Raw genomic sequence first — 20431 nt, forward strand, 5'->3', positions numbered from 1 at the left:
GCGGCGCCACGCCCCACTGCGGGCACTCGCCCAGGAGGAGACGCACCGGACGGCCAGGCGACGTCGCGTGCGCCGGGGCGACCGTATGATTGCGTGGTCATGTCCGACTTCATGTCCCGCCTCCCGCTCGCACGCCACCACACCGACCGCGATTCGGAGCACCGCGCCGATCCCGGCCTCCTCGACTCGCTGCGCGGCGACCCCGGTACCCGCGTCCTCCTGCTGCGCGCGGGCGATGCGCTCCTCCGGCGCGGTGCCGACGGGAACCCGGAGCTGGACCTCCGCACCGTCGACTCGCTCGCGGACATCGAGGCCGTCGTGGACGCCTTCGAGGACCGCGACGGGGGACGGCTCGTGTACCTCGGCCGGACGACGCGCGAGCGCAGCGGCGGCACGGGCGAGCCGAGCGGGACGCGTGTCGTGTCGATCGACCTCGACGAGGGGGCCGCGCACCGGGTGGAGCCCGATCCGGGGCGGTGGGCGAGCCTGCGCGAGGTGGCGAACGTGCTCGACGAGGTCGATTGCGGTCTCTACACCGAGGCGCTCGCGATGGCGAACTGGCACCGGGTGAACGGATTCTCGCCGCGCAGCGGCCACCGCTCGCGGGCGCAGCTCGCCGGCTGGGTGCGCGGTGGCACCGAGGAGGGGGACCTCGTGTTCCCGCGCACCGATGCCGCCGTCATCGCGGCGGTCGTGGACGCCGACGATCGCATCCTGCTCGGCGCGAACGCACAGTGGACCCCCAAGCGGTTCTCGCTGCTGGCCGGATTCGTCGAGCCGGGGGAGTCGTTCGAGTCGGCCGTCGCGCGCGAGGTCTGGGAGGAGTCCCGGGCGCGCATCGTCGAGCCCCGCTACCTCGGCTCGCAGCCGTGGCCGTTCCCCGCCTCGATCATGGTGGGCTTCACGTGCCGACTTCACCCGGACCAGGACCCCGAGAGCGTGCGTCCGGACGACGACGAGATCATCGACCTCCGCTGGTTCACGCGGGAGGAGATCGTCGACTACCTCGGCACGCTGCCGGGTACCGTCTCGATCGCCCGCGCGATCCTCGAGGACTGGTATGGCGGACCGATCCCCGGATGACGAGCCCGACGAACCCGTCGGGCTCCTCGCGGCCCTCAACGACGCACAGCGCCACGCGGCCCTCGCGCTCGTGGGGCCCGTCTGCATCCTCGCCGGTGCGGGGACGGGGAAGACACGCGCCATCACGCACCGCATCGCGTTCGGCATCCGGCAGGGCGTCTACGATCCGGGGCGCGTCCTCGCGCTGACGTTCACGAATCGCGCGGCGGGCGAACTGCGTGCCCGACTCACGGCGCTCGGTGCCCCCGGCGTGCAGGCGCGGACGTTCCACGCGGCCGCCCTGAGCCAGCTCGGCTACTTCTGGCCGCACACGATCGGTGGCGAGGCGCCGCAGATCGTGAAGGCGAAGGGGAAGCTCATCGCCGAGGCGGCGCAGCGCGTCGGCGTCGGGCTCGATCCGGCCGGCGTGCGTGATCTCGCGACCGAGATCGAGTGGCGCAAGGTCCAGGAGCGGTCGATCGAGGAGTACGGCGTCGCGGCGCGGTCGTCCCGGGTCCTCCCACAGCGGGTCGACGCCGACCAGGCCGTCGCGATCCTGCGCGCCTACGAGGACGTGAAGGACGAACGCCGCGTCATGGACTTCGAGGACGTGCTCCTCGCGACGGCCGGGATGCTCGAGATGGAGCCGTGGGTCACGCAGCGGGTGCGCGAACAGTACCGGTTCTTCGTCGTCGACGAGTACCAGGACGTCTCACCGTTGCAGCACCGACTCCTCCGACTCTGGCTCGGGGAGCGGCGGGAGCTGTGCGTCGTCGGCGACCCCGCCCAGACGATCTACTCCTTCACGGGCGCCTCGAGCGACTACCTGACGGGCTTCGAGCGGGAGTACCCGGACGCCCGTGTCGTGCGCCTCGAGGGCAACTACCGTTCGTCGTCGGCGATCATCGGCGTCGCGAACGCGGTCGCGCGGCACGTGCCGCACTCGCTGCAGCTCGAGGTCGTCGAGGGCACGCCCGCGCGCGAGCCGGTGCCGGAGCTCACGGCCTACGCCGACGACGCGGAGGAGGCGGCGGGCGTCGTCCGCCGCATCGAGGACGACGTGCGAAGCGGCATCCCCGTCGAGCGGATCGCCGTGCTCTACCGGATCGGCGTGCAGGCGGCGCCGCTCGAACGGGCCCTGCAGGACGCGGGCGTGCCGTACCGCGTGGTCGGCCAACGCAGGTTCTTCGATCTCATCGAGGTGCGCATGGCCGTGTCCGCACTCCGCGCGGCCGCCATGCAGGACGAGGGAGATCCGCTGTTCCAATCGGTCAGCCGGGTCGTCCGTGACCTCGGCTGGACGCAGTCCCCGCCGCCCGGCGCGGGGGCCGAGCGTGACCGGTGGAACGCGCTGGACGCGATCGTGCGCCTCGCCGACGGGGCGCTCGAGGGGACGACCCTCTCGACGTTCGCGGCCGAACTCGCTGCTCGTGCACGGCTGCAGCACGAACCGGAACTGCGCGCCGTCACGCTCTCGTCGATCCACGCGGCGAAGGGCCTTGAATGGGACTCCGTATCGGTCGTCGGCGTGAGTGACGGGCTGCTCCCCATCTCCTACGCGCGCGGCATGGCCGAGGTGGACGAGGAGCGTCGGCTGCTCTACGTCGCCGTCACCCGGGCGCGTCGCCGGCTCCGGCTCAGCTGGGCCCGACGCGGCGGGTTCCGCGACGAGGATCGACGGGAATCGCGATTCGCGGCAGAGCTCGGCACCCGCATTCGTCGTGGAATCGGCGCGGACGCCGACGTGAGGACCCCGTGACCGCGTCGATCCTCGCCGCCGCATCGCCCTCGGGGACCTCGTCGGCGACGAGATAGGGGAGGGCCAGGCGCACGAGCGTGTCGGCCGTCTGTCGGAGGATCGCGGGATCGTCGAGGGGGGAGCGGCGGTGCACGAGCTGCGTCGCGACGGTGGGCCACGTGCCGTCCCGGTCGCGCCTGTACAGGTCGTCGCAGCGGATGCAGGGCGTCCGCCCGGGAACGACGAGCGGCCCCGCGATCGCGATCCGGTCCTCGAGCGTGACCGCGAGGTGTGGGCGATCGTCCGCCAGGAGCGGCAGGTAGGTCGACGGCGCGACGACGTAGTGCGCGGCGACGACGAGCAGGTCCCGTGAACCGGCGGTGAGCGGCTCGCGCGTGGGAGCGGCACCGTGCTCCGCGAACGCTGCGAGGAGCGGCACCGTGATCGGCGTGGTCCCTCGGAGCGTGAAGCCCGCCGGGTCCACGACCGCCTCGGCCGGTGCACGCCGTCGCTCCGCACCCGGGGCCGGTTCGAGCGTCGGGGCGACGAGTGCCGCGACCTCGGCCGCCCGCGTCGCCGACGTGCCGTGGCGCACGGCCGTCGCGACGGCGCGTTCGACGGTGTCACCCCGGACGAGCGCCGTGAGAAGGCGGTCGATGCCGTCGTCGACGTCGTCGACGACGATGCGGGGACGGGCGGTGCCGAGCTGGATCGCGTCGGGCGATCGCCACACGAGCGGGAACCGGGGCGAGATACGTACCTTCATGCCCCGATCGTGCGCTCGTGTGCCGAACGCCGCGGAGGTTGTCCACAGGCGACCGCGCACGCCGCGGCGGCGGACGCGGTCAGACCGGTGGGCCCTGCGGGTTCTCGGACGAGGCGTCGTCGTCGCCGTCGGCTCCTCGCTCGTCGACGGAGCCGCCGTCGGGTGCATCGCCGAACGAGTCCAGGTCGTCGAGGAGCGAGGCGAGCGCCGCATCGAGATCGTCGCCGGCGACCTCACCCATGCCGAGTCGCTGCACGAGGAAGTCGGGGTGGTCGATGTCGTCGCTCGTCGGGACCGCGTCGAAGTGGTCCCACAGCGAGTCGCGGACCTCGGCGCCGTGCGCGTCCTGCACGGCGCGCCACATCGCCGCCGCCTCGCGGAGACGCCGCGGGCGCAGCTCGAGGCCGACGAGCGATCCGAACGCGCGTTCGGCGGGGCCGCCCGTGGCACGGCGGCGCCGCACCGTCTCAGCGACGGCCTCCGCACGGGGCAGCCGCGACGTCGCCTCCTGCGTGACGACGTCGACCCACCCCTCGATGAGCGCGAGCATCGTCTCGAGCCGGTCGAGAGCCGCCTGCTGCTGGGGTGTGCGCGGCGGGATGAAGGCGCCCGACTGGAGCGCGTCCCGGATCGCCTCCGGTTGCTGCGGGTCGAGATCGCGCGCGAGCTCCTCGATGCGGGACACGTCGATCGTGATGCCCCGCGCGAACTCCGTCACCGACGAGATGAGGTGCAGGCGCAGCCACTTCGCGTGTGCGAACAGGCGGGCGTGCGCGAGCTCGCGCACGGCCAGGTAGAGCTCCACCTCGTCGATCGCCAGATCGAGGCCGTCGCCGAATCCTTCGACGTTCTGGGGCACGAGTGCAGCCCGCCCCTGGGCGAGCACGGGCACGCCGATGTCGCCACCCGAGACGACCTCGCCCGCGAGCTGCCCGATGACCTGACCGAGCTGCATCGCGAACATCGAGCCGCCGACGTTGCGCAGGATCGCGTCGCCCTGGCTCACGACGTCCGCGAGCTCGGGTGGCGTCTGTTCGGCGAGCACGCGGACGAGCGCGTCCGAGATGCTCGTCGCGACCGGTTCGCTCAACTGCTGCCACAGGTCCATCGACGCGCCGATCCACTCGAGCCTCGTGAACGCCGCGGGGGTGCTCGTGAGTTCGCCGAGCGTGGTCGCTTCCCCGAGCCACAGCTCCGCGAGCCGGAAATTGCGATCGACGCGGGCCCGCTCGTCCTCGGTGAGTTCGCGGTTCGCGGCGCCCGCGACCTGCCGCGCCTGCCGCCGCGCGACCTCCCAGTCGAGGCCCGCGTCGGGATTGTTGAGCGCCGCCTGCATCTGTGCCATGAGGGCGCGGATCGCGGCCGGGTCGTCGGGGAGCCCCGCGACTCCGGCGAGACGCTCGGGATCGATCGCACCGCCCGAACGCAGCATGTCGTTCAGGAGCCGACGAAGTTCCTCGCCCGGGTCGTTCTCCGGGCCGTCGCCGGTGTTCGCATCGTCTGGCATGTCGGTCCTTCCAGGAGTTCGTTCTACGCTAGCCCGAGACGAATGCGTGAACCGGTGAACGGCCGGGGAGTAGCGCGCCTCGATTGCTCCCGCAGCGAACACGCGTTCCGTGGGGAGCACGCGGACCCCGACAGGAGCACCCCGAACGTGACGACGCCCACCGGCTCGACGCCCGACGCCGAGCCCGCCCGGCCGCGACCTCCCCTGACCTCGTCCGCGCTGCCGGGCGGCCACGAGCCGTGGCCCGTGTCGACGGTCGGCCCCGACGCGACCGCCGGCGCCGTGGGATCGGGCGGGTCCGTCACCGGACACACCCGGCGGCGCGGCGCGGCGCGGCCCTCATCGGGTGCGATCGTGCTCGGCATCGGCGTCGTCCTGCTGCTCGTCCTCGGCCTCACGCCGTCGCCGTACGCGATCCGTCAGCCCGGCCCCGTCTTCAACGCGATCGGCGAGGTGACGCTCGCCGAGGGCGCGGCGCCGACCGACGTCATCACGATCACGGGCGCGCAGGTGTACCCCACCGGTTCAGGCCGTCTCGACGTCATGACGGTCAACATCGCAGGCAACCCCACGCAGCAGCCGTCGTGGTTCGAGGCGTTCCTCGCCTTCCTCGACCCGAGCCGCGACGTCCTGCCCGTCGAGCTGTACTACCCGTCGGGCGAGACCGTGGACCAGCGCGACCAGCAGAACCGGGCCCTCATGCAGTCGTCACAGGACGAGGCGATCGCGAGCGCGTTGCGGGAACAGGGCTACGAGGTCCCCGTGCAGGTCGTGCTCACGGGCGTCTCCGAGGACGGCCCGAGCGCCGGCCTCCTGCAGGCGGGCGACATCGTCCGACGCGTCGGCGACCAGGACATCACGAGCGCCGACGTCCTCCGTGACAGCATCGCCGACCACGACGGGACGACGCCGGTGAGCGTCACCGTCGAGCGTGACGGCACGCCGGTGACCGTCGACGTCGTGCCGACGGAGGCCGAGGTCGAGGGACAACTGCGCCCGGTGTTCGGCATCACCGTCGGCTCGACCTACGATTTCCCCGTCCAGGTCCACATCGAACTCGGCGATGTCGGCGGTCCGAGCGCGGGGCTCATCTTCACCCTCGCGATCATCGACGAGCTGACGCCGGGCGATCTCACCGGCGGACACCACATCGCAGGCACCGGCACGATGACCGCGGACGGCGTCGTCGGACCCATCGGCGGCGTACGACAGAAGCTCTTCGCGGCCCAGGCGGCCGGCGCCGAGGCGTTCCTCGTCCCCGTCGACAACTGCGCCGAGGCACTCGACGGCGGCGTCCCCGGCGACCTGCCGCTCTACGCCGTCAGCGATCTCGACGACGGGCTCGCGGCCGTCGAGGCGATCGCCTCCGGGGCGGGCCAGGGCAACCTCCCGAGCTGCGCGTCCGTCGCGACGACGCCCGTCCCCTGACCCGCCCCCGGCCGTCGGGCCCCGGTCGCCCGGGCGTCGCGATCGGGACGTCGCCGCGCCGTGCGGAGTCGCACGGGTGCCCGTGCGCCCGCACGGAACCGGACCGCCCGGTAAACTGGCCCGACCGACCGTTCGACGACGCGACAGGGACCTCGTGACCGCTACCGCATCTGATCCGATCCGACCCGGGAACGGCACGCCTCGGCGCCCCCGTCCCCTCGTCCTCACCCTCCTCGTGGTGGCGGCGCTGATCCTCCTGTTCTTCTGGTTCTCGGGGTTCTACGCCGACATCCTCTGGTTCGAGCAACTGGGGTACCTCGGCGTGCTGCTGACCCAGTGGGGAGCGACCGCGTCGATGTTCGCGATCGGGTTCGTCGCGATGGCCGTCCCGCTGTACGTGAACCTGCAGATCGTCTACCGTGCGCGGCCCGTCTACGCGAAGCTCAACGCGCAGCTCGACCGCTACCAGGAGATCATCGAGCCGCTCCGCAAGGGCGCCATGATCGCCGTCCCGGCGGTGCTCGGCCTGTTCGCCGGTGCGATCGTCGCGACGACGTGGCCCACCGTGCTGCAGTGGCTCAACGCCACCCCCTTCGGTGTCGCCGACCCGCGGTTCGGGTTCGACATCTCCTTCTACGTCTTCCACCTCCCGTTCTGGCGCGGTGTCGTCGCGTTCGTGAGCGCCGTCGTGCTCCTCGCGCTCCTCCTCGCCGTCGCCACGAGCTACCTCTACGGCGGCATCCGCATCACTGGTCGCGAGGTCGTCATCTCGAAGAGCGCCCGCGTCCACATCGCGGTGCTCGCGAGCGTCTACCTGCTCGTGCAGGCCGTCTCCATCTGGCTCGACCGCTACGCGCTCGTGACGAGCTCCTCGGGGCGCTGGACGGGTGCCATGTACACCGACACGCACGCGCGCATCCCTGGTCTCGCGATCCTCGCCGGCGCGGCCGCGATCGTGGCCGTGCTCTTCGTCGTCGCCGCCGCGATCGGTCGCTGGCGTCTGCCGCTCATGGGGACAGGTCTGCTCGTCGTCCTCGGCCTCGTCGTCGGTATCGCCTACCCGGCGGGCATCCAGCAGTTCCAGGTGCTGCCCTCGGAGAACACGCTCGAGCAGCCGTACATCGAGAACAACATCACCGCGACGAGATCCGCGTACGGGCTCGATTCGGTCGAGGACGTCGAGTACCAGGCGACGACGGTCGCCGAGGCGGGCCAGTTGCGGCAGGACGCCGTCACGACCGCGAACATCCGCATCATGGATCCGCAGCTGTTGCAGCCGACCTTCGCGCAGCTCGAACAGGAGCGCCCCTACTACTCGTTCCCCGATCAGCTCGACGTGGACCGCTTCGACATCGACGGCGAGGTGCAGGACGCGATCACGACGGTGCGTGAGCTGAACACCGCGGGGCTCGAACCCGCGAACCAGACTTGGGTCAACGAGACGCTCGTCTACACGCACGGGTACGCGCTCGTCGCCGCGTCCGGCACCCAGCGCGAGTCGGACGGACAGCCGGTGTTCCTCGAGGGCGGCGTGCCGACCTCGGGCGAGCTCGGCGACTTCGCGCCGCAGATCTACTTCGGCGAGAACTCGCCGCAGTACTCGATCGTCGGTCAGCCCGAGGGCGCCGAGCCCGCGGAGCTCGACTACATCTCCGGCGCCGGCCCCGTCTACACGACGTTCGCCGGTTCCGGTGGCCCGAACCTCGGCAACTTCTTCAACCGGCTCGTGTACTCGATCCGGTTCCAGTCGGAGCAGATCCTGCTGTCGGGCTCGATCAACGCCGAATCGCAGATCCTCTATGACCGTGACCCGGCGCTGCGCGTGCAGAAGGCGGCCCCGTACCTCACGATCGACTCCGATCCGTTCCCGACGGTCGTCGACGGTCGGGTCGTGTGGATGATCGACGCGTACACGACGACCGATGCCTACCCGTACTCGGCGCAGCAGTCGCTCTCGCAGCTCATCGCCGATTCGCCGCAGTCGGCGGTCCCGAGGCCCGGCGACACGATCAACTACATGCGCAACTCGGTGAAGGCGACCGTCGACGCGTACACGGGCGCCGTGACGCTCTACGCGTGGGACACGGACGACCCGATCCTGCAGACGTGGAACAAGGTGTTCCCGAACACGCTCAAGTCGACGAGCGAGATGTCGGGCGATCTCCTGAGCCACGTGCGGTACCCGACGGACATGTTCAAGGTGCAGCGGGCGACGCTCGCGACCTACCACGTCACGAACGCCGGCCAGTTCTACAACCAGCAGAACGCGTGGCAGCTCCCGGCCGATCCGACGAACGGGTCGGCGATCCAACCGCCCTACTACCTGACGATGCAGATGCCGGGACAGGATCCCGCGTTCTCCATCTACTCGACCTACATCCCACGCTCGAACAATGCCGAGACGACACGGAACGTGCTCACCGGGTACCTCGCGGCGAATGCGAACGCGGGGTCGACCGATGGGGTGGTCGACGAGAACTACGGACGATTGACGCTCCTCCGAACATCGGAGGAGAACATCAACGGTCCGGGCCAGGTGCAGAACATCTTCAACTCGAACACGACCGTCGCGAACGAGCTGAACATCCTCGAACGAGGCGGGTCGACCGTCCTGCGAGGGAACCTGCTGACGGTTCCCGTCGGTGGCGGGTTCCTGTACGTGCAACCGGTGTACGTGAAGTCGACGGGGGAGACGAGCTACCCGCTCATCCGGTACGTCCTCGTGGCGTTCGGTGACAAGATCGCGTTCGAGAGCACCCTCGACGAGTCGCTCGACGCGCTGTTCGGTGGGAACGCCGGGGCGGACGCGGGGGACAGCGACACGGGGCCGACTCCCGACGGTGACGGTGCGCCGCCCGTCGAGCAGACGGCGCAGGAGAAGCTCTCGCAGGCGCTCGACGACGCCCAGAAGGCGCTCGACGATCGCACAGCGGCGTACGCGAACAACGATCTCGTGGCGGCAGCGGAGGCCGACAAGCGGCTGCAGGACGCCCTCGCGCGTGCGCGGGCGGCGGAGTCCGAGATCGGCACCGGCGGCGGAACGGGGACCGGGGCGGACACGTCGACCTCGACGCCGGCACCCACGCCGACACCGTAGACACGCCGATTGGACCTTCGGACAGGAGTCGTGTAATGTCTTCTCTTGTGCCGCAGGGTGGAGCAGTTCGGTAGCTCGCCGGGCTCATAACCCGGAGGTCGTAGGTTCAAATCCTGCCCCTGCAACGAAGGTCGCGAGAGCGGCACACGAGGGCCCGGAACCAATTGGTTCCGGGCCTTCGGCGTTGCGGGCTTCCGGCGTTGCGGGCCTTCGGCTGCGCAGGGGAGTACCCGCGTCATCGACGCGAGACGCTGCCGACCGAAGGCTCCGGCCGCGTTCGCGCTCTTCGACGCCCCACGGACCGGCATGGTTGCGTGTCCAGGCACAGCGAAAGCCGACCGGGACCCGTTGCACCAGGTGACGTCGGCGTCGTGAGCATGCTCGCGTGCAGTGCAGTGCAGTGCAGTGCAGTGCGGTGCAGTGCGGACGCGTCGCGGCGCGGTGCGGTGCGGATGCGTCGCGGGGCGGTCGCCGCTCGGCCTGATCCCACGCGAGCCGAATCCAGCCGGGTTGTTGCTACCGGGCCCGGGGCCCGGTAGCAACAACCCGGCTTTTTCGCGCTCCTGGTGGCGCGGGCGTGGGTTCGGGTGAGCGGCGCGTCCGGGGGCGGGGCGCGTCGTGGCCGGGTATGGCGCGGTGGCCTTGGGGCTGGGTGGGGCGGTCAGTCCAGGCGGCGCGTCGTGGGGTGGGGTGGTCAGTCCAGGCGGCGCGTCGTGGGGTGGGGTGGGGTGGTCAGTCCAGGCGGCGCGTCGTCCGCGCGAACTTCTCGCTCGCCACCGGGTCGCTCTCCGCCTCCGGCGTCAGGCCCCGGTTCAGGTGCGCGACCAGGAGGAACGCGAGCGGGCCCAGGACGAGGCCGATGACGGCCAGCGCACCCCAGCACGTCGCGAACACGAGCACCTCCGGCGCAGGCGACACCGTCCCCGTCCGCACGGCGAGGGACAGGATGACGTTCGCCGCGATCGTCGGAGCTGCCGGAATGAACGGCAACCCAGCGAGCGCGAGACCGCCGAGCGCGACGACGCCGCCCCGGTGGTGGGTCCGCGTCAATCGACGCGCCACGAGCACGGCGACGACGAGCGACGCGATACCCACGAGCAGGAACACCGTCGTCGACGGGAACCACGGCCCGCCACCCCCGAACGTCGACAGCGCGGCCGAGACGCCGAGCGTCGTGAAGTCGGCACCCGCCGACGCGAAGGGGCCCGCCGCGACACCCGCGACGAGCGCGCGGCGACGCCCCTCCGGACGCAGTGCCAGCCGTTGCGGCCCGGCCAGCCGGTGCAAGCGCTGCGCCTCCCTGAACTCGGCGGTGGCGTCGGCCTCGCGGCGCGCCGCCCGTTCGGGGCCCGGGTGCGTGCTGGACCCGGGGGCCGCCCCGGACGCGTCCGGCTGCTCCGCGGCGTCCGCCCGTGCCGCCTCGGCGTGGTCCGCGGCATCGGCCCGCGCGTCCTCGTGGTCGTCAGGTCCTCGCGTGTCGTCCATCGCCCCCATTGTGGCCCCCGCGGTCACGGGACGCCTGCGCGCCGATCGATTCGTCGTCACGCGTCGCCGCGTCGAGCAGCGGCAGTGTGCGGCCGTGGAAGTGCGAGCGCAGCACGATCTCGCTCGATGTGCGCTGCACCGCCGGGATCGTCGTGATGTGGTCGAGCACGCGCTGCAGATCCTCGTTCGACCGCGCGACGAGCCGGAGGGCGAGATCGAAGTCACCGGCCACGGTGTAGAGGTCGAGGACCTCGGGGATCTCCCGCAGCCGCGCGAGCACGACCTCGTGCCCCACGCGCTGATCGATCTGTGCGCGACAGATCGCGGACACGGGGTATCCGAGCGACGCCGGATCGAGCCGTGACTCCCGTCCCTGCACGACACCGGCGGCGGAGAGTCGCTCGAGACGCGCCTGCACGGTCTGACGCGCCACGCCGAGCTCCTTCGCGGCCGCCGCGACGGACGAGCGGGGATGCGTCGAGAAGAACGCGACGATCCGGAAGTCGAGTCGGTCGATGCTCATGCTGCACACTCTTCCAGCTGATGAGCGACGATATGTTGTGTGTTCCGTCCGAATGTGTGCCATTCAGTTCAGAAGCGTGCAGGAATCGGGTGACGAATTGACACATCGTCGGTGGCTTCCTACGCTGGCGGACGAGACGGCGCGACGCTGCGCCGTGAAAGGATTGCCGCGATGGTGCAGCAACGTGACGCGCTCGGCGCGATCCCCGCCTACCGGCAGGGCGCGATTCCCGATCGCCCCGACCTCGTGAAGCTCACGTCGAACGAGAACCCCTACGAGCCGCTGCCCTCGGTGCGCGAGGCCGTCGCGGCCGAGCTGCACACGCTGCACCTGTACCCGAGCATGTCCGCGACGGAACTCGTCGAGGCCCTCGCGCGGCGCCACGGTGTCACCCCGGACGAGATCGCGCTCGGCGCAGGCTCGGTCGAGGTCGCCGCCCAGCTCGTCTCCGCCGCGGCAGGTGACGGGGACGAGGTCCTGTTCGCGTGGCGGAGCTTCGAGGCGTACCCGATCCTCACCCGGATCGCGGGGGCGACACCCGTCATGGTTCCGCTCACGCACGACGAGCGTCACGACCTCGACGCGATGGCCGATGCGATCACCGAGCGGACCAGGCTCGTGCTGCTGTGCAATCCGAACAATCCCACCGGCACGACCCTCGGGGCGGACGAGGTCCGCGCGTTCCTCGATCGCGTGCCCGAGGACGTCCTCGTCGTCCTCGACGAGGCGTACGTCGAGTTCAACCGGCGCCCCGACTCGGCGATCGGCATCGAGCTGTTCCGTGAACGCGCGAACGTCGCGGTCCTGCACACGTTCTCCAAGGCCTACGGCCTCGCGGGTCTGCGCATCGGCTACGCGATCGCGCGCGCCGATGTCGCCGACAACCTCCGACGCGTGGCCCTGCCGTTCGGGGTGACCGGGCTCGCGCAGCGTGCTGCCCTCGCGTCGCTCGCGGCGGAGCGCGAGTTGCTCGACCGCGTCGATGCGGTCGTGGCGGAGCGTGCACGTGTGCTCGATGCACTCGTCCGGCAGGGGTGGGCGCCGTCCGAGACCGAGGCGAACTTCGTGTGGCTGCGCACGGGGGCGCGCACCGAGGAGGTGTCCGACGCGCTCGCCGCGGCCGGCATCCTCGTGCGTGCGTTCCCGGGCGAGGGGATCCGCATCACGATCGGGTCACCACTCGCCAACGATCGGCTCATCGAGGCCGCTTCGACGCTCGCTCCCGTCGCGACGCCCTAGCGTTGACATCAGGCCCTGCCGCACCGGACCGGTCGCGCGGGGCATCACCACCCATGAAGGAGTTCCACCCCATGCGCAAGCACACCATCCTCGGCGCCCTCGGCATCGTCGCCGCGAGCGCCCTCGCCCTCACCGGCTGCTCCGGCGGCGGTGACACGACCGACGGCGCGGGCGGCGAGGGCTCGTACTCGATCGGCATCTCGCAGCTCGTGCAGCACCCGGCGCTCGACGCGGCGGCCGCCGGATTCCAGCGTGCGTTCACGGAGGCGGGCATCGACGCCACCTTCGACGTGCAGAACGCGAACGGCGAGCAGGCGACGGCGACGACGATCGCGCAGAAGTTCGCCTCCGACGGCACCGACCTCGTGCTCGCGATCGCGACGCCCGCGGCCCAGGCCGCCCAGGCCGCCATCACCGACAAGCCCGTGCTGTTCACGGCCGTGACCGATCCGGTCGAGGCCGGCCTCGTCGCGTCGAGCGACGCCCCCGGCGGCAACGTCACCGGTACGACCGACATGAACCCGGTCGGCGACCAGATCGACCTGCTGAAGGAGATCGTGCCGAACGCCAAGACGATCGGCATCGTGTACGCCTCCGGCGAGGTGAACTCGCAGGTGCAGGTCGCGCTCGCGAAGGAGAAGGCGTCCGAGCTCGGCATCGAGGTCCGCGAGGCGAGCGTCGCGACGGGCGCCGACCTGCAGACCGCACTCGACTCGCTCACGGGCGTCGACGCGATCTACCTGCCCACCGACAACCTCGTGACGGCGGGCATGGGCTCGGTCGTCGACTTCGCGAACTCGAACAAGGTGCCGCTCATCGGTGGCGAGGTCAACCAGGTCGAGAACGGTGCGATCGCGACGCTCGGCCTCGACTACGAGGCGCTCGGCTACCAGACGGGTCAGATGGCGATCAAGATCCTGACCGAGGGCGCCGACCCCGCGACCATGCCCGTCGAGGCGCAGACCGAGTTCCCGCTCACCGTCAACCCCGGTGCGGCCGAGAAGCAGGGCGTCACGATCCCCGAGGCCGTGCTCAGCCGCGCCGAGACGACGATCGAGTAGTCCGGGCAGCCACACACACAACGAAAGCAAGACGATGATCGGTGCATTCGAACTCGGCATGCTGTACGCCGTCATGGCGCTCGGCGTCTACCTCACCTTCCGGGTCCTCAACTTCCCCGACCTCACGGTCGACGGGAGCTTCACGACGGGAGGCGCGGTCGCGGCATCGCTCATCGCAATGGACACCCCGCCCGTCCTCGCGACCCTCGCGGGCGTGGGGGCGGGTGCGGTGGCCGGCTTCGTCACCGGGCTGCTCTACACGAAGGGTCGGATCGACGGTCTGCTCGCCGGGATCCTGACGATGATCGCCCTCTGGTCGATCAACCTGCGCATCATGGGCGTGCCGAACAAGCCCGTCGCGAAGGCCGACGGCCTGTTCGGCCCGCTCGTGGACCTCGGCATGGGCAAGGGGCCGTGGATCATCCTCATCTTCTTCGTGGGCGTGCTGATCCTGAAGGCGGCGATCGACTGGTTCCTGTCGACCGACCTCGGCCTCGCGATCCAGGCGACGGGCAACAACGAGCAGATGATCCGCTCGTTCGGCGTGAACACGCACAACACGACGATCCTGACGCTCATGATCTCGAACGGCCTCGTCGCCGGGGCGGGTGCGCTCGTGGCCCAGTACCAGGGCTACGCGGACATCTCGATGGGTGTCGGCCTCATCCTCATCGGTCTCGCCTCGGTCATCATCGGCCAGGCGATCTTCGGCAACCGCACCGTCCTGCTCGCGACGTTCGGCGTCATCGTGGGCGCGGTCCTGTACCGGCTCGTGATCTTCGCCGCACTCTCGGTGGGCCTCAACCCGAACGACATGCGCCTGCTGTCGGCGATCATGGTCGTCATCGCGCTCCTGTTGCCGCGGCTCGGCGTCTTCTCGAAGCGCCTCCCGAAGGGACGGCTCACGAAACCGCCCATTCCGTCGCCCGAGGGTGAAGCACGGGCGACGACGGCGGCGGCGAAGTAGGGGGAGCGGACGACATGCTCGAGATCACCGACATCCGCAAGACGTTCTTCCCCGGCACCGTCAACGAGCGCATCGCGCTCGACAGCGTCTCGCTCACCCTCCACGACGGCGACTTCGTGACCGTCATCGGTTCGAACGGCGCAGGCAAGTCGACGCTCCTCAACGCCGTCTCCGGCAAGCTCGCCGTCGATTCCGGCGACATCCGCATCGACGAGCGCTCCGTGCGCCGTATGAAGGACTACGCGCGGGCTCGGTACATCGGCCGCGTGTTCCAGGACCCGATGGCCGGGACCGCTCCCGAGCTCACGATCGAGCAGAACCTCGCGCTCGCGCTCACGCGCGGAACGACACGCGGCCTCGGGATCGGCGTGTCCAAGCGGCGACGTGTGCTCTTCCGTGAGGAGCTCGTGAAACTCGAGCTCGGACTCGAGGATCGTCTCAAGGCACGCGTCGGTCTGCTCTCGGGCGGCCAGCGGCAGGCGCTCTCGCTGCTCATGGCGAGCTTCACCCAGCCCGACATCCTGTTGCTCGACGAGCACACGGCGGCGCTCGACCCGCAGCGCGCGCAGCACGTGACCGAACTCACGAAGTCGATCGTGGGGGAGTTCGGGCTCACGACGCTCATGGTCACGCACAACATGGCGCAGGCGTTGCAGCTCGGCAATCGGCTCATCATGATGCACGAGGGACGCATCATCCTCGAACTCGACGAGGCACAGAAGCGGGACGCGTCGGTCGAGGACCTGCTCGAGGAGTTCCGCAAGATCAAGGGTGCCGTCGTGGACGACCGCACCATGCTTGGCTGACCGGGCGACGGCGCGGCGACGGCACCACGATGTCCGACCGTTTCGTTAGCCTGCGACCATGAACACCCCGACCGAGCTCGGCCCCGTCGAGCAGCCACCCCGCCCTCGGGCCTCCGGGACGCTGCGGGGCTGGGTCGGTCCCGTCCTGCGGCCCCGCTGGGTCGAGGCGCTCGCGTGGGGCTTCGGGGTGGGTGTCGCGCTCGGCGTGCCGGCGATCGTGCCGATCCTCGTGGGTGGGCTCACCGTCATGTTCGCCGTCGACGCGCTGTGGGCTCCGCCGGGCGGCGAAGGGTGGATCGACAACTGGGGGCTCGTGATCCCGATCGGTGCCGCGGTGGGTGGCGCGGTCCTGCTCGGCGCCGTCATCGCGCTGCGTGCACTCGTCGTCCTGCGCCGGCTCCACTGGTCGACGCTCACGTTCGGTTGCTACGTCGGGTCGATCCTCCCCGCCATCGTGTTGCTCGCGATCGTGCCGCCGTGGTGACCATCGGACGACTCGGCCGGTGGTGCGCCGGGGGGACACGACGCCGCTAGGGTTGAGTCGACCCGACACCGCCCGGAGGACGATCAATGACGAACTGGCGCATCCGCGACTTCCAACCCGGCGATCTCGATGCCCTCCTGCGGCTCTGGGACCAGCACCGTGCGACGTCGACCGAGCCCGTGTACGCGCTCGGCGAAGTGCTCGCGTCCACGCGAAAGGACACGGCTGTCGTCGCCGTCAAGGGGGATGATGTGGTCGGGGTCGCCGTGGCGCGGGCCGCGCACGATCAGGGCTGGATCGTCTTCCTCGGGACGGACGTCGACCACCGGCGCGACGGCATCGGCGGTGCCCTGCTGCAGGCGATCGAGCAGCGCATGGCACCGCAGGGACTGCAGCGGCTCTCGATCCTCGTGCCCGACGAGCAGACGCAGGTGGGGGCCCTGTCGAAGGCCGGGTTCGCCGACAAGCGCCACCTCCGCTTCTTCGAACGCGAGATCCCCGTCAAGCAGCGCGAGATCCTGCTCCTTCGCGAGCTCGGTGGCCGCGTGCTGCCGCCCGACCGCTGGGAATCCATCGGTGGCATGCAGCACGAGAAGGACATCCTGGAGCGGCGCCTCGTGCTCCCGCTCTCGGACCCGCAACTCGCCGAGCACTACGGCGTCGTGCCGCCGCGTGCGATCGTGTTGTTCGGCCCTCCCGGAACGGGCAAGACGACCTTCGCGAAGGGTATCGCCTCGCGCCTCGGGTGGCCGTTCGTCGAGGTGTTCCCCTCGCGACTGGCGGCGTCCTCGAAGGGACTCGCGGGCGAACTGCGCGAGACTTTCGAGCAGGTCGACGGGCTCGATCACGTGGTCGTGTTCATCGACGAGGTCGAGGAGATCGCCTCGCACCGTGGCGGTGAACCGCCGTCGCCGACGCAGGGCGTCACCAACGAGCTCCTGAAGATCATCCCCGCGTTCCGCGAACGGCCGGGACGACTGCTCATCTGCGCCACGAACTTCATCCGGGCGCTCGATCAGGCGTTCCTGCGGCACGGTCGCTTCGACTACGTCATCCCGATCGGGCTGCCGGACGACGCCGCGCGCCGCGCAATCTGGCAGCGCTACGTGCCGGAGGCGGTCGCCGACGTCGTCGATGTCGATGCGCTCGTCTCGCGGACGGCGGGGTACTCGCCGGCCGACATCGAGTTCGCGGCGCGGAAGGCGTCGCAGGTCGCGCTCGAGCGGGCGGTCGCGGCTCGCGACAGCGACACCGACGTGCCGGCAGGGCCGAACACCGACGACTTCCTGGCCGCGATCGACGCGACACGCACGACGGTTTCCGCCGAGGTGTCGCGGGAGTTCGACGAGGACATCGTCTCGATCGCGCGCGTCTGACCCCCGGCGGTCGCGGGTGCCCCGGGCTGGTCCCTGCCGAGCACGAGCGGGCGATCCCGGGGCATTGGCGCGTCTCGCGTGGCGTGACGCGACCCGGGTGGACGCGTCCCCGTGGCCGGCCGTGCCGTTCGCGGCGGCGCGGTGACGGCCTCGGCCGACGCGTCGCTCAGACGGTCGTGGCGGGCGCCCGGTCGTCGGAATCGCCCTCGTCCGCGTCGTCGTCCGCCTCGGCATCGTCGTCCGCCTCGTCGACGACCTCGACATCGGGGTCTTCGTCCGTGAGGTCGAGCTGTTCGTCGTCGAGCTCGAGTTCGTCGACCCAGTCGTCGAGCAGGTCCTCGGCGTCGTCGGCGTCCTCCGCCTCCTGCACCTCGACCGTGCCGGACCCCCACACGCGGTTCGAGACCCGAACGGCGTCCGCGTCCTCGACGGCGTCGTGCGCATTCGCCTCGAACTCGCTCGCGATCGTCGCGGCGGCCTGTTCGTTCTCGGCCTCGATGACGAGTGCGGAAACGACCTCGTACTGCAGCAGGACGGCGTAGGTGGGCATGGTGCTCCTTCACGAATCACGCCGTGCGGCGTGCAGCTCCGAAGCTATCGCGGCGGCGGCGGCGAAACAACACGTCCCGGCCGAGCGGTTCCTGCCGTTCGCCGGGCGTTCAGGTCACGATCCCATTTCGCCGTCGCGAGCGGCGTGGGGGCGGGGCCTGCGCATGACCTAGCATGAAGCGAACGCCAGACGTGATCGAGGCGTCCCAACCCCCCAGGATCGACGAATGACTGCTGACGTGTCGCCGCCCGATCGCGACGACGCGAGCGGGGGACGGGCCGAGGTGTCCGGTGCCGGGTCGCACGTCATGGCGCGACTCGCGCGGGCGCTGGCCGACTCGCGTGACGGTGTGGTGGGCGAGCGCGCGGGCGCCGCCGTCGTCGCCGCCCGGCTCGCCGCAGCCAGGCGGACGGCGGCCGCACGGGCCGCGGGAGCGCGTGTGGACGCGTCGTCCGGCGAGGTCGATACCCGGCCGGCTTCCGCGGCGGGGGACGTCCACGCGGACGGTGTCGGGAACGCCACCGTCGCCGGGGACGACATCGGCGCCACGGGGGAGTCGAACGGAACCGACGACGGCGCCGACACGGGAACGTCCGCGAGGGGTGACGGGCCGGCCGCCGTGCAGGTGATCGAGGGCGGCGACGAGCGGGCCACGACCGACGCGTCGGCGGCGCTCGGCGACGACGGACGCGATGAGGACCAGGCCGCCGGTGGCGGGCCCACCGAGGAGCGGACCGACCCCGAGGGGCCGGGTCTCGAGGTCGACGGCGCCGACACGGACGTCACGGACGAGGACCAGCGGGACGTCCCCGAGGATCCGGCGTCGAGCGAGTCGGCGTCGGCACGGTCCGCATCGTCCGACGACGCCGCGCCCGCGCCCGCGCCCGCACCCGACCCCGAGATCGCGGGCGGTGTGACGGCCGGGGACGGTGCATGGCGACGGCCCTCGACGTCCGCCGGGGGGACGGGTCGGCACGTCGACCGCACGTCGACGGCCGCCGTCGCCCGGGAGCCCGATGGGCGCGCGCGTTCGACGGTGCCCGTCGTCGCGGCGACCGACCGCAGCGGCGGTGCGCCGACGCGCGACGGCGCGCGCACGGAGGGAGCTCAACGGCGGGATCACCCCGCGAACCAGGTGCGAGCGCGCCGCGAGGTCCGCCTCTCACCGCTCGCGTTCGTCGTTCTCGCGCTCGTCGTCGCGCTGCTCGGCGGGGTCGTCGGCGGGGTCGTCACCGCGGCCGCGACCGGGGCGTTCGGGCCGTCGTCGGCCTCGCCCTCCCAGCAGCCCTGGGAGTCCGGCACCCTCGACGACGACTCCGCGGAGATCGCGGCCGCCGTCGCGGCCGCGTCGCCGAGCGTCGTGTCGCTGCGCGTCGTCACGCCCGGCCGCAGCGAGGTCGGCTCCGGCATCGTCCTCGGCGAGCAGGGACGCGTGCTGACGAACGCGCACGTCGTGACGCTCGACGGGACCGTCGACGACGCGACGATCACGGCCACGACGGCCGACGGCCGCGTGTTCCACGCGTGGACCGTCGGCATCGACGTCCTCGCCGACCTGGCCGTCGTCCAGCTCGACGGTGCGGCGGGACTCGTTCCGGCCACGTTCGCCGATTCGGCGACGCTCGCCGTCGGTCAGCGTGTCGTCGCGCTCGGCTCGCCCCTGGGCCTCGTCGGGACGGCGACGAGCGGCATCGTCTCGACCGTCCACCGCAGCATCGACGTCGCGTCGGCCGCCGTTCCGCCCTCGAGCGACGCGAACGCCGACGACCAGGCCGCGGCGGAGCGCGTGCACCTCGCCGTGTTCCAGACCGATGCGGACATCAACCCGGGCAACTCGGGCGGCCCGGTCGTCGACGCCGCGGGACGTGTCGTGGGCGTGAGCGTGGCGATCGCGACGACCACGCGGGATCCCGACAGCGGACCGGCGGCGGAGGGATCGATCGGTCTCGGCTTCGCGATCCCCGCGAACATCGCCGTCCGCATCGCGGAGCAGTTGACCCAGGGGCAGCTGCCCTCCCACGGCGCACTCGGTGCGACGCTCCGGAGTGCGGATCGCCTCTCGACCCTCGACCCGTGGATCACGGGTGCCTACCTCGAGGCAGTCGCCGATCAGGGCGCCGCCCAGCGCGGCGGGCTCCGCGCCGGCGACGTGGTCACGGGTGTCGACGGCGTCCCGGTCGCGACGGCCGGCGATCTGTTGGCGCTCGTGCGTTCGCACGCCGGCGGCGACGAGGTCGAGGTCGCATACGTCCGAGATGGCGAGACGAGGCGGACCACGGTGACGCTCGACTCGTCCGCGGACTGAACACGACCGAGGCACGGACCGGACGGAGGGCGCGCGT

15 protein-coding genes and 1 tRNA gene are annotated in these 20431 nt (G+C 71.2%); 12 read left to right on the top strand and 4 right to left on the bottom strand.

Going from position 1 to position 20431, the window contains the following annotated elements:
- Positions 1-99 precede the first annotated feature (99 nt).
- Entirely contained in the window at positions 100-1083 is a 984-nt protein-coding gene (nudC, locus tag HNR16_RS04460; protein WP_158041316.1) for an NAD(+) diphosphatase, read from the top strand.
- Positions 1061-2821 carry an ATP-dependent helicase gene (locus HNR16_RS04465; RefSeq protein ID WP_158041315.1) on the top strand — a complete coding sequence of 587 codons (1761 nt, stop codon included), beginning with the start codon at positions 1061-1063 and terminating at the stop codon, positions 2819-2821. Before nudC ends, HNR16_RS04465 begins: the two co-directional genes overlap by 23 nt.
- 824 nt (positions 2822-3645) lie before the next feature.
- On the opposite strand, the gene HNR16_RS04470 is transcribed toward HNR16_RS04465, so the two are convergent.
- A complete protein-coding gene (locus HNR16_RS04470; protein ID WP_158041313.1) occupies positions 3646-5073 on the bottom strand; it encodes a zinc-dependent metalloprotease in 1428 nt (475 codons plus the stop codon).
- A gap of 147 nt (positions 5074-5220) precedes the next feature.
- Here HNR16_RS04470 and HNR16_RS18740 point away from each other — a divergent pair, with 147 nt between their 5' ends.
- The 3 genes from HNR16_RS18740 (at position 5221) to HNR16_RS04485 (ending at position 9723) form a co-directional block, all read left to right on the top strand.
- A complete protein-coding gene (locus HNR16_RS18740; RefSeq protein ID WP_179558097.1) occupies positions 5221-6501 on the top strand; it encodes a YlbL family protein in 1281 nt (426 codons plus the stop codon).
- 154 nt (positions 6502-6655) lie between these two features.
- Positions 6656-9598, top strand: a complete 2943-nt coding sequence (locus tag HNR16_RS04480) for a UPF0182 family membrane protein (RefSeq protein WP_377700734.1) — start codon at positions 6656-6658, stop codon at positions 9596-9598.
- 51 nt (positions 9599-9649) lie between these two features.
- Positions 9650-9723 (top strand) — tRNA-Met (locus HNR16_RS04485).
- A gap of 607 nt (positions 9724-10330) precedes the next feature.
- Here the strand turns inward: HNR16_RS04485 and HNR16_RS04490 are convergent.
- Entirely contained in the window at positions 10331-11083 is a 753-nt protein-coding gene (locus tag HNR16_RS04490) for a hypothetical protein (RefSeq protein ID WP_158041308.1), read from the bottom strand.
- Entirely contained in the window at positions 11061-11606 is a 546-nt protein-coding gene (locus HNR16_RS04495) for an Lrp/AsnC family transcriptional regulator (protein ID WP_158041306.1), read from the bottom strand. Before HNR16_RS04495 ends, HNR16_RS04490 begins: the two co-directional genes overlap by 23 nt.
- Positions 11607-11777: 171 nt before the next feature.
- On the opposite strand from HNR16_RS04495, the gene hisC reads away from it, so the two are divergent.
- The 6 genes from hisC (at position 11778) to HNR16_RS04525 (ending at position 17539) form a co-directional block, all read left to right on the top strand.
- Positions 11778-12845 (top strand): histidinol-phosphate transaminase, encoded by a 1068-nt coding sequence (hisC, locus tag HNR16_RS04500; RefSeq protein WP_158041304.1) that lies wholly within the window; start codon positions 11778-11780, stop codon positions 12843-12845.
- Positions 12846-12916: 71 nt separating this feature from the next.
- Entirely contained in the window at positions 12917-13906 is a 990-nt protein-coding gene (locus HNR16_RS04505) for an ABC transporter substrate-binding protein (protein WP_158041302.1), read from the top strand.
- Positions 13907-13940: 34 nt separating this feature from the next.
- On the top strand, positions 13941-14873 hold the full coding sequence (locus HNR16_RS04510; RefSeq protein ID WP_158041300.1) for an ABC transporter permease: 933 nt from the start codon (positions 13941-13943) through the stop codon (positions 14871-14873).
- Positions 14874-14887: 14 nt separating this feature from the next.
- Positions 14888-15679 (top strand): ABC transporter ATP-binding protein, encoded by a 792-nt coding sequence (locus HNR16_RS04515; RefSeq protein WP_158041299.1) that lies wholly within the window; start codon positions 14888-14890, stop codon positions 15677-15679.
- Between the two features lie 58 nt (positions 15680-15737).
- Positions 15738-16163 carry a hypothetical protein gene (locus tag HNR16_RS04520; protein ID WP_158041297.1) on the top strand — a complete coding sequence of 142 codons (426 nt, stop codon included), beginning with the start codon at positions 15738-15740 and terminating at the stop codon, positions 16161-16163.
- A gap of 86 nt (positions 16164-16249) precedes the next feature.
- Positions 16250-17539 (top strand): ATP-binding protein, encoded by a 1290-nt coding sequence (locus HNR16_RS04525; RefSeq protein ID WP_158041295.1) that lies wholly within the window; start codon positions 16250-16252, stop codon positions 17537-17539.
- 166 nt (positions 17540-17705) lie between these two features.
- On the opposite strand, the gene HNR16_RS04530 is transcribed toward HNR16_RS04525, so the two are convergent.
- Positions 17706-18089 (bottom strand): hypothetical protein, encoded by a 384-nt coding sequence (locus HNR16_RS04530; protein WP_179558098.1) that lies wholly within the window; start codon positions 18087-18089, stop codon positions 17706-17708.
- A gap of 226 nt (positions 18090-18315) precedes the next feature.
- On the opposite strand from HNR16_RS04530, the gene HNR16_RS04535 reads away from it, so the two are divergent.
- Positions 18316-20394, top strand: coding sequence for a S1C family serine protease (locus tag HNR16_RS04535; RefSeq protein WP_158041293.1), 2079 nt, complete (start codon positions 18316-18318; stop codon positions 20392-20394).
- Positions 20395-20431 lie beyond the last annotated feature (37 nt).

Source organism: Pseudoclavibacter chungangensis (genome assembly GCF_013410545.1).
Lineage (GTDB): Bacteria > Actinomycetota > Actinomycetes > Actinomycetales > Microbacteriaceae > Pseudoclavibacter > Pseudoclavibacter chungangensis.

Coding starts and splice junctions, on each gene's coding strand:
- HNR16_RS04525 (WP_158041295.1), top strand. CDS start 16,250: ATGACGAACTGGCGCATCCGCGACTTCCAACCCGGCGATCTCGATGCC.
- HNR16_RS04510 (WP_158041300.1), top strand. CDS start 13,941: ATGATCGGTGCATTCGAACTCGGCATGCTGTACGCCGTCATGGCGCTC.
- nudC (WP_158041316.1), top strand. CDS start 100: ATGTCCGACTTCATGTCCCGCCTCCCGCTCGCACGCCACCACACCGAC.
- hisC (WP_158041304.1), top strand. CDS start 11,778: ATGGTGCAGCAACGTGACGCGCTCGGCGCGATCCCCGCCTACCGGCAG.
- HNR16_RS04465 (WP_158041315.1), top strand. CDS start 1,061: ATGGCGGACCGATCCCCGGATGACGAGCCCGACGAACCCGTCGGGCTC.
- HNR16_RS04495 (WP_158041306.1), bottom strand. CDS start 11,606: ATGAGCATCGACCGACTCGACTTCCGGATCGTCGCGTTCTTCTCGACG.
- HNR16_RS04535 (WP_158041293.1), top strand. CDS start 18,316: ATGACTGCTGACGTGTCGCCGCCCGATCGCGACGACGCGAGCGGGGGA.
- HNR16_RS04505 (WP_158041302.1), top strand. CDS start 12,917: ATGCGCAAGCACACCATCCTCGGCGCCCTCGGCATCGTCGCCGCGAGC.
- HNR16_RS04490 (WP_158041308.1), bottom strand. CDS start 11,083: ATGGACGACACGCGAGGACCTGACGACCACGAGGACGCGCGGGCCGAT.
- HNR16_RS04530 (WP_179558098.1), bottom strand. CDS start 18,089: ATGCCCACCTACGCCGTCCTGCTGCAGTACGAGGTCGTTTCCGCACTC.
- HNR16_RS04515 (WP_158041299.1), top strand. CDS start 14,888: ATGCTCGAGATCACCGACATCCGCAAGACGTTCTTCCCCGGCACCGTC.
- HNR16_RS04470 (WP_158041313.1), bottom strand. CDS start 5,073: ATGCCAGACGATGCGAACACCGGCGACGGCCCGGAGAACGACCCGGGC.
- HNR16_RS04520 (WP_158041297.1), top strand. CDS start 15,738: ATGAACACCCCGACCGAGCTCGGCCCCGTCGAGCAGCCACCCCGCCCT.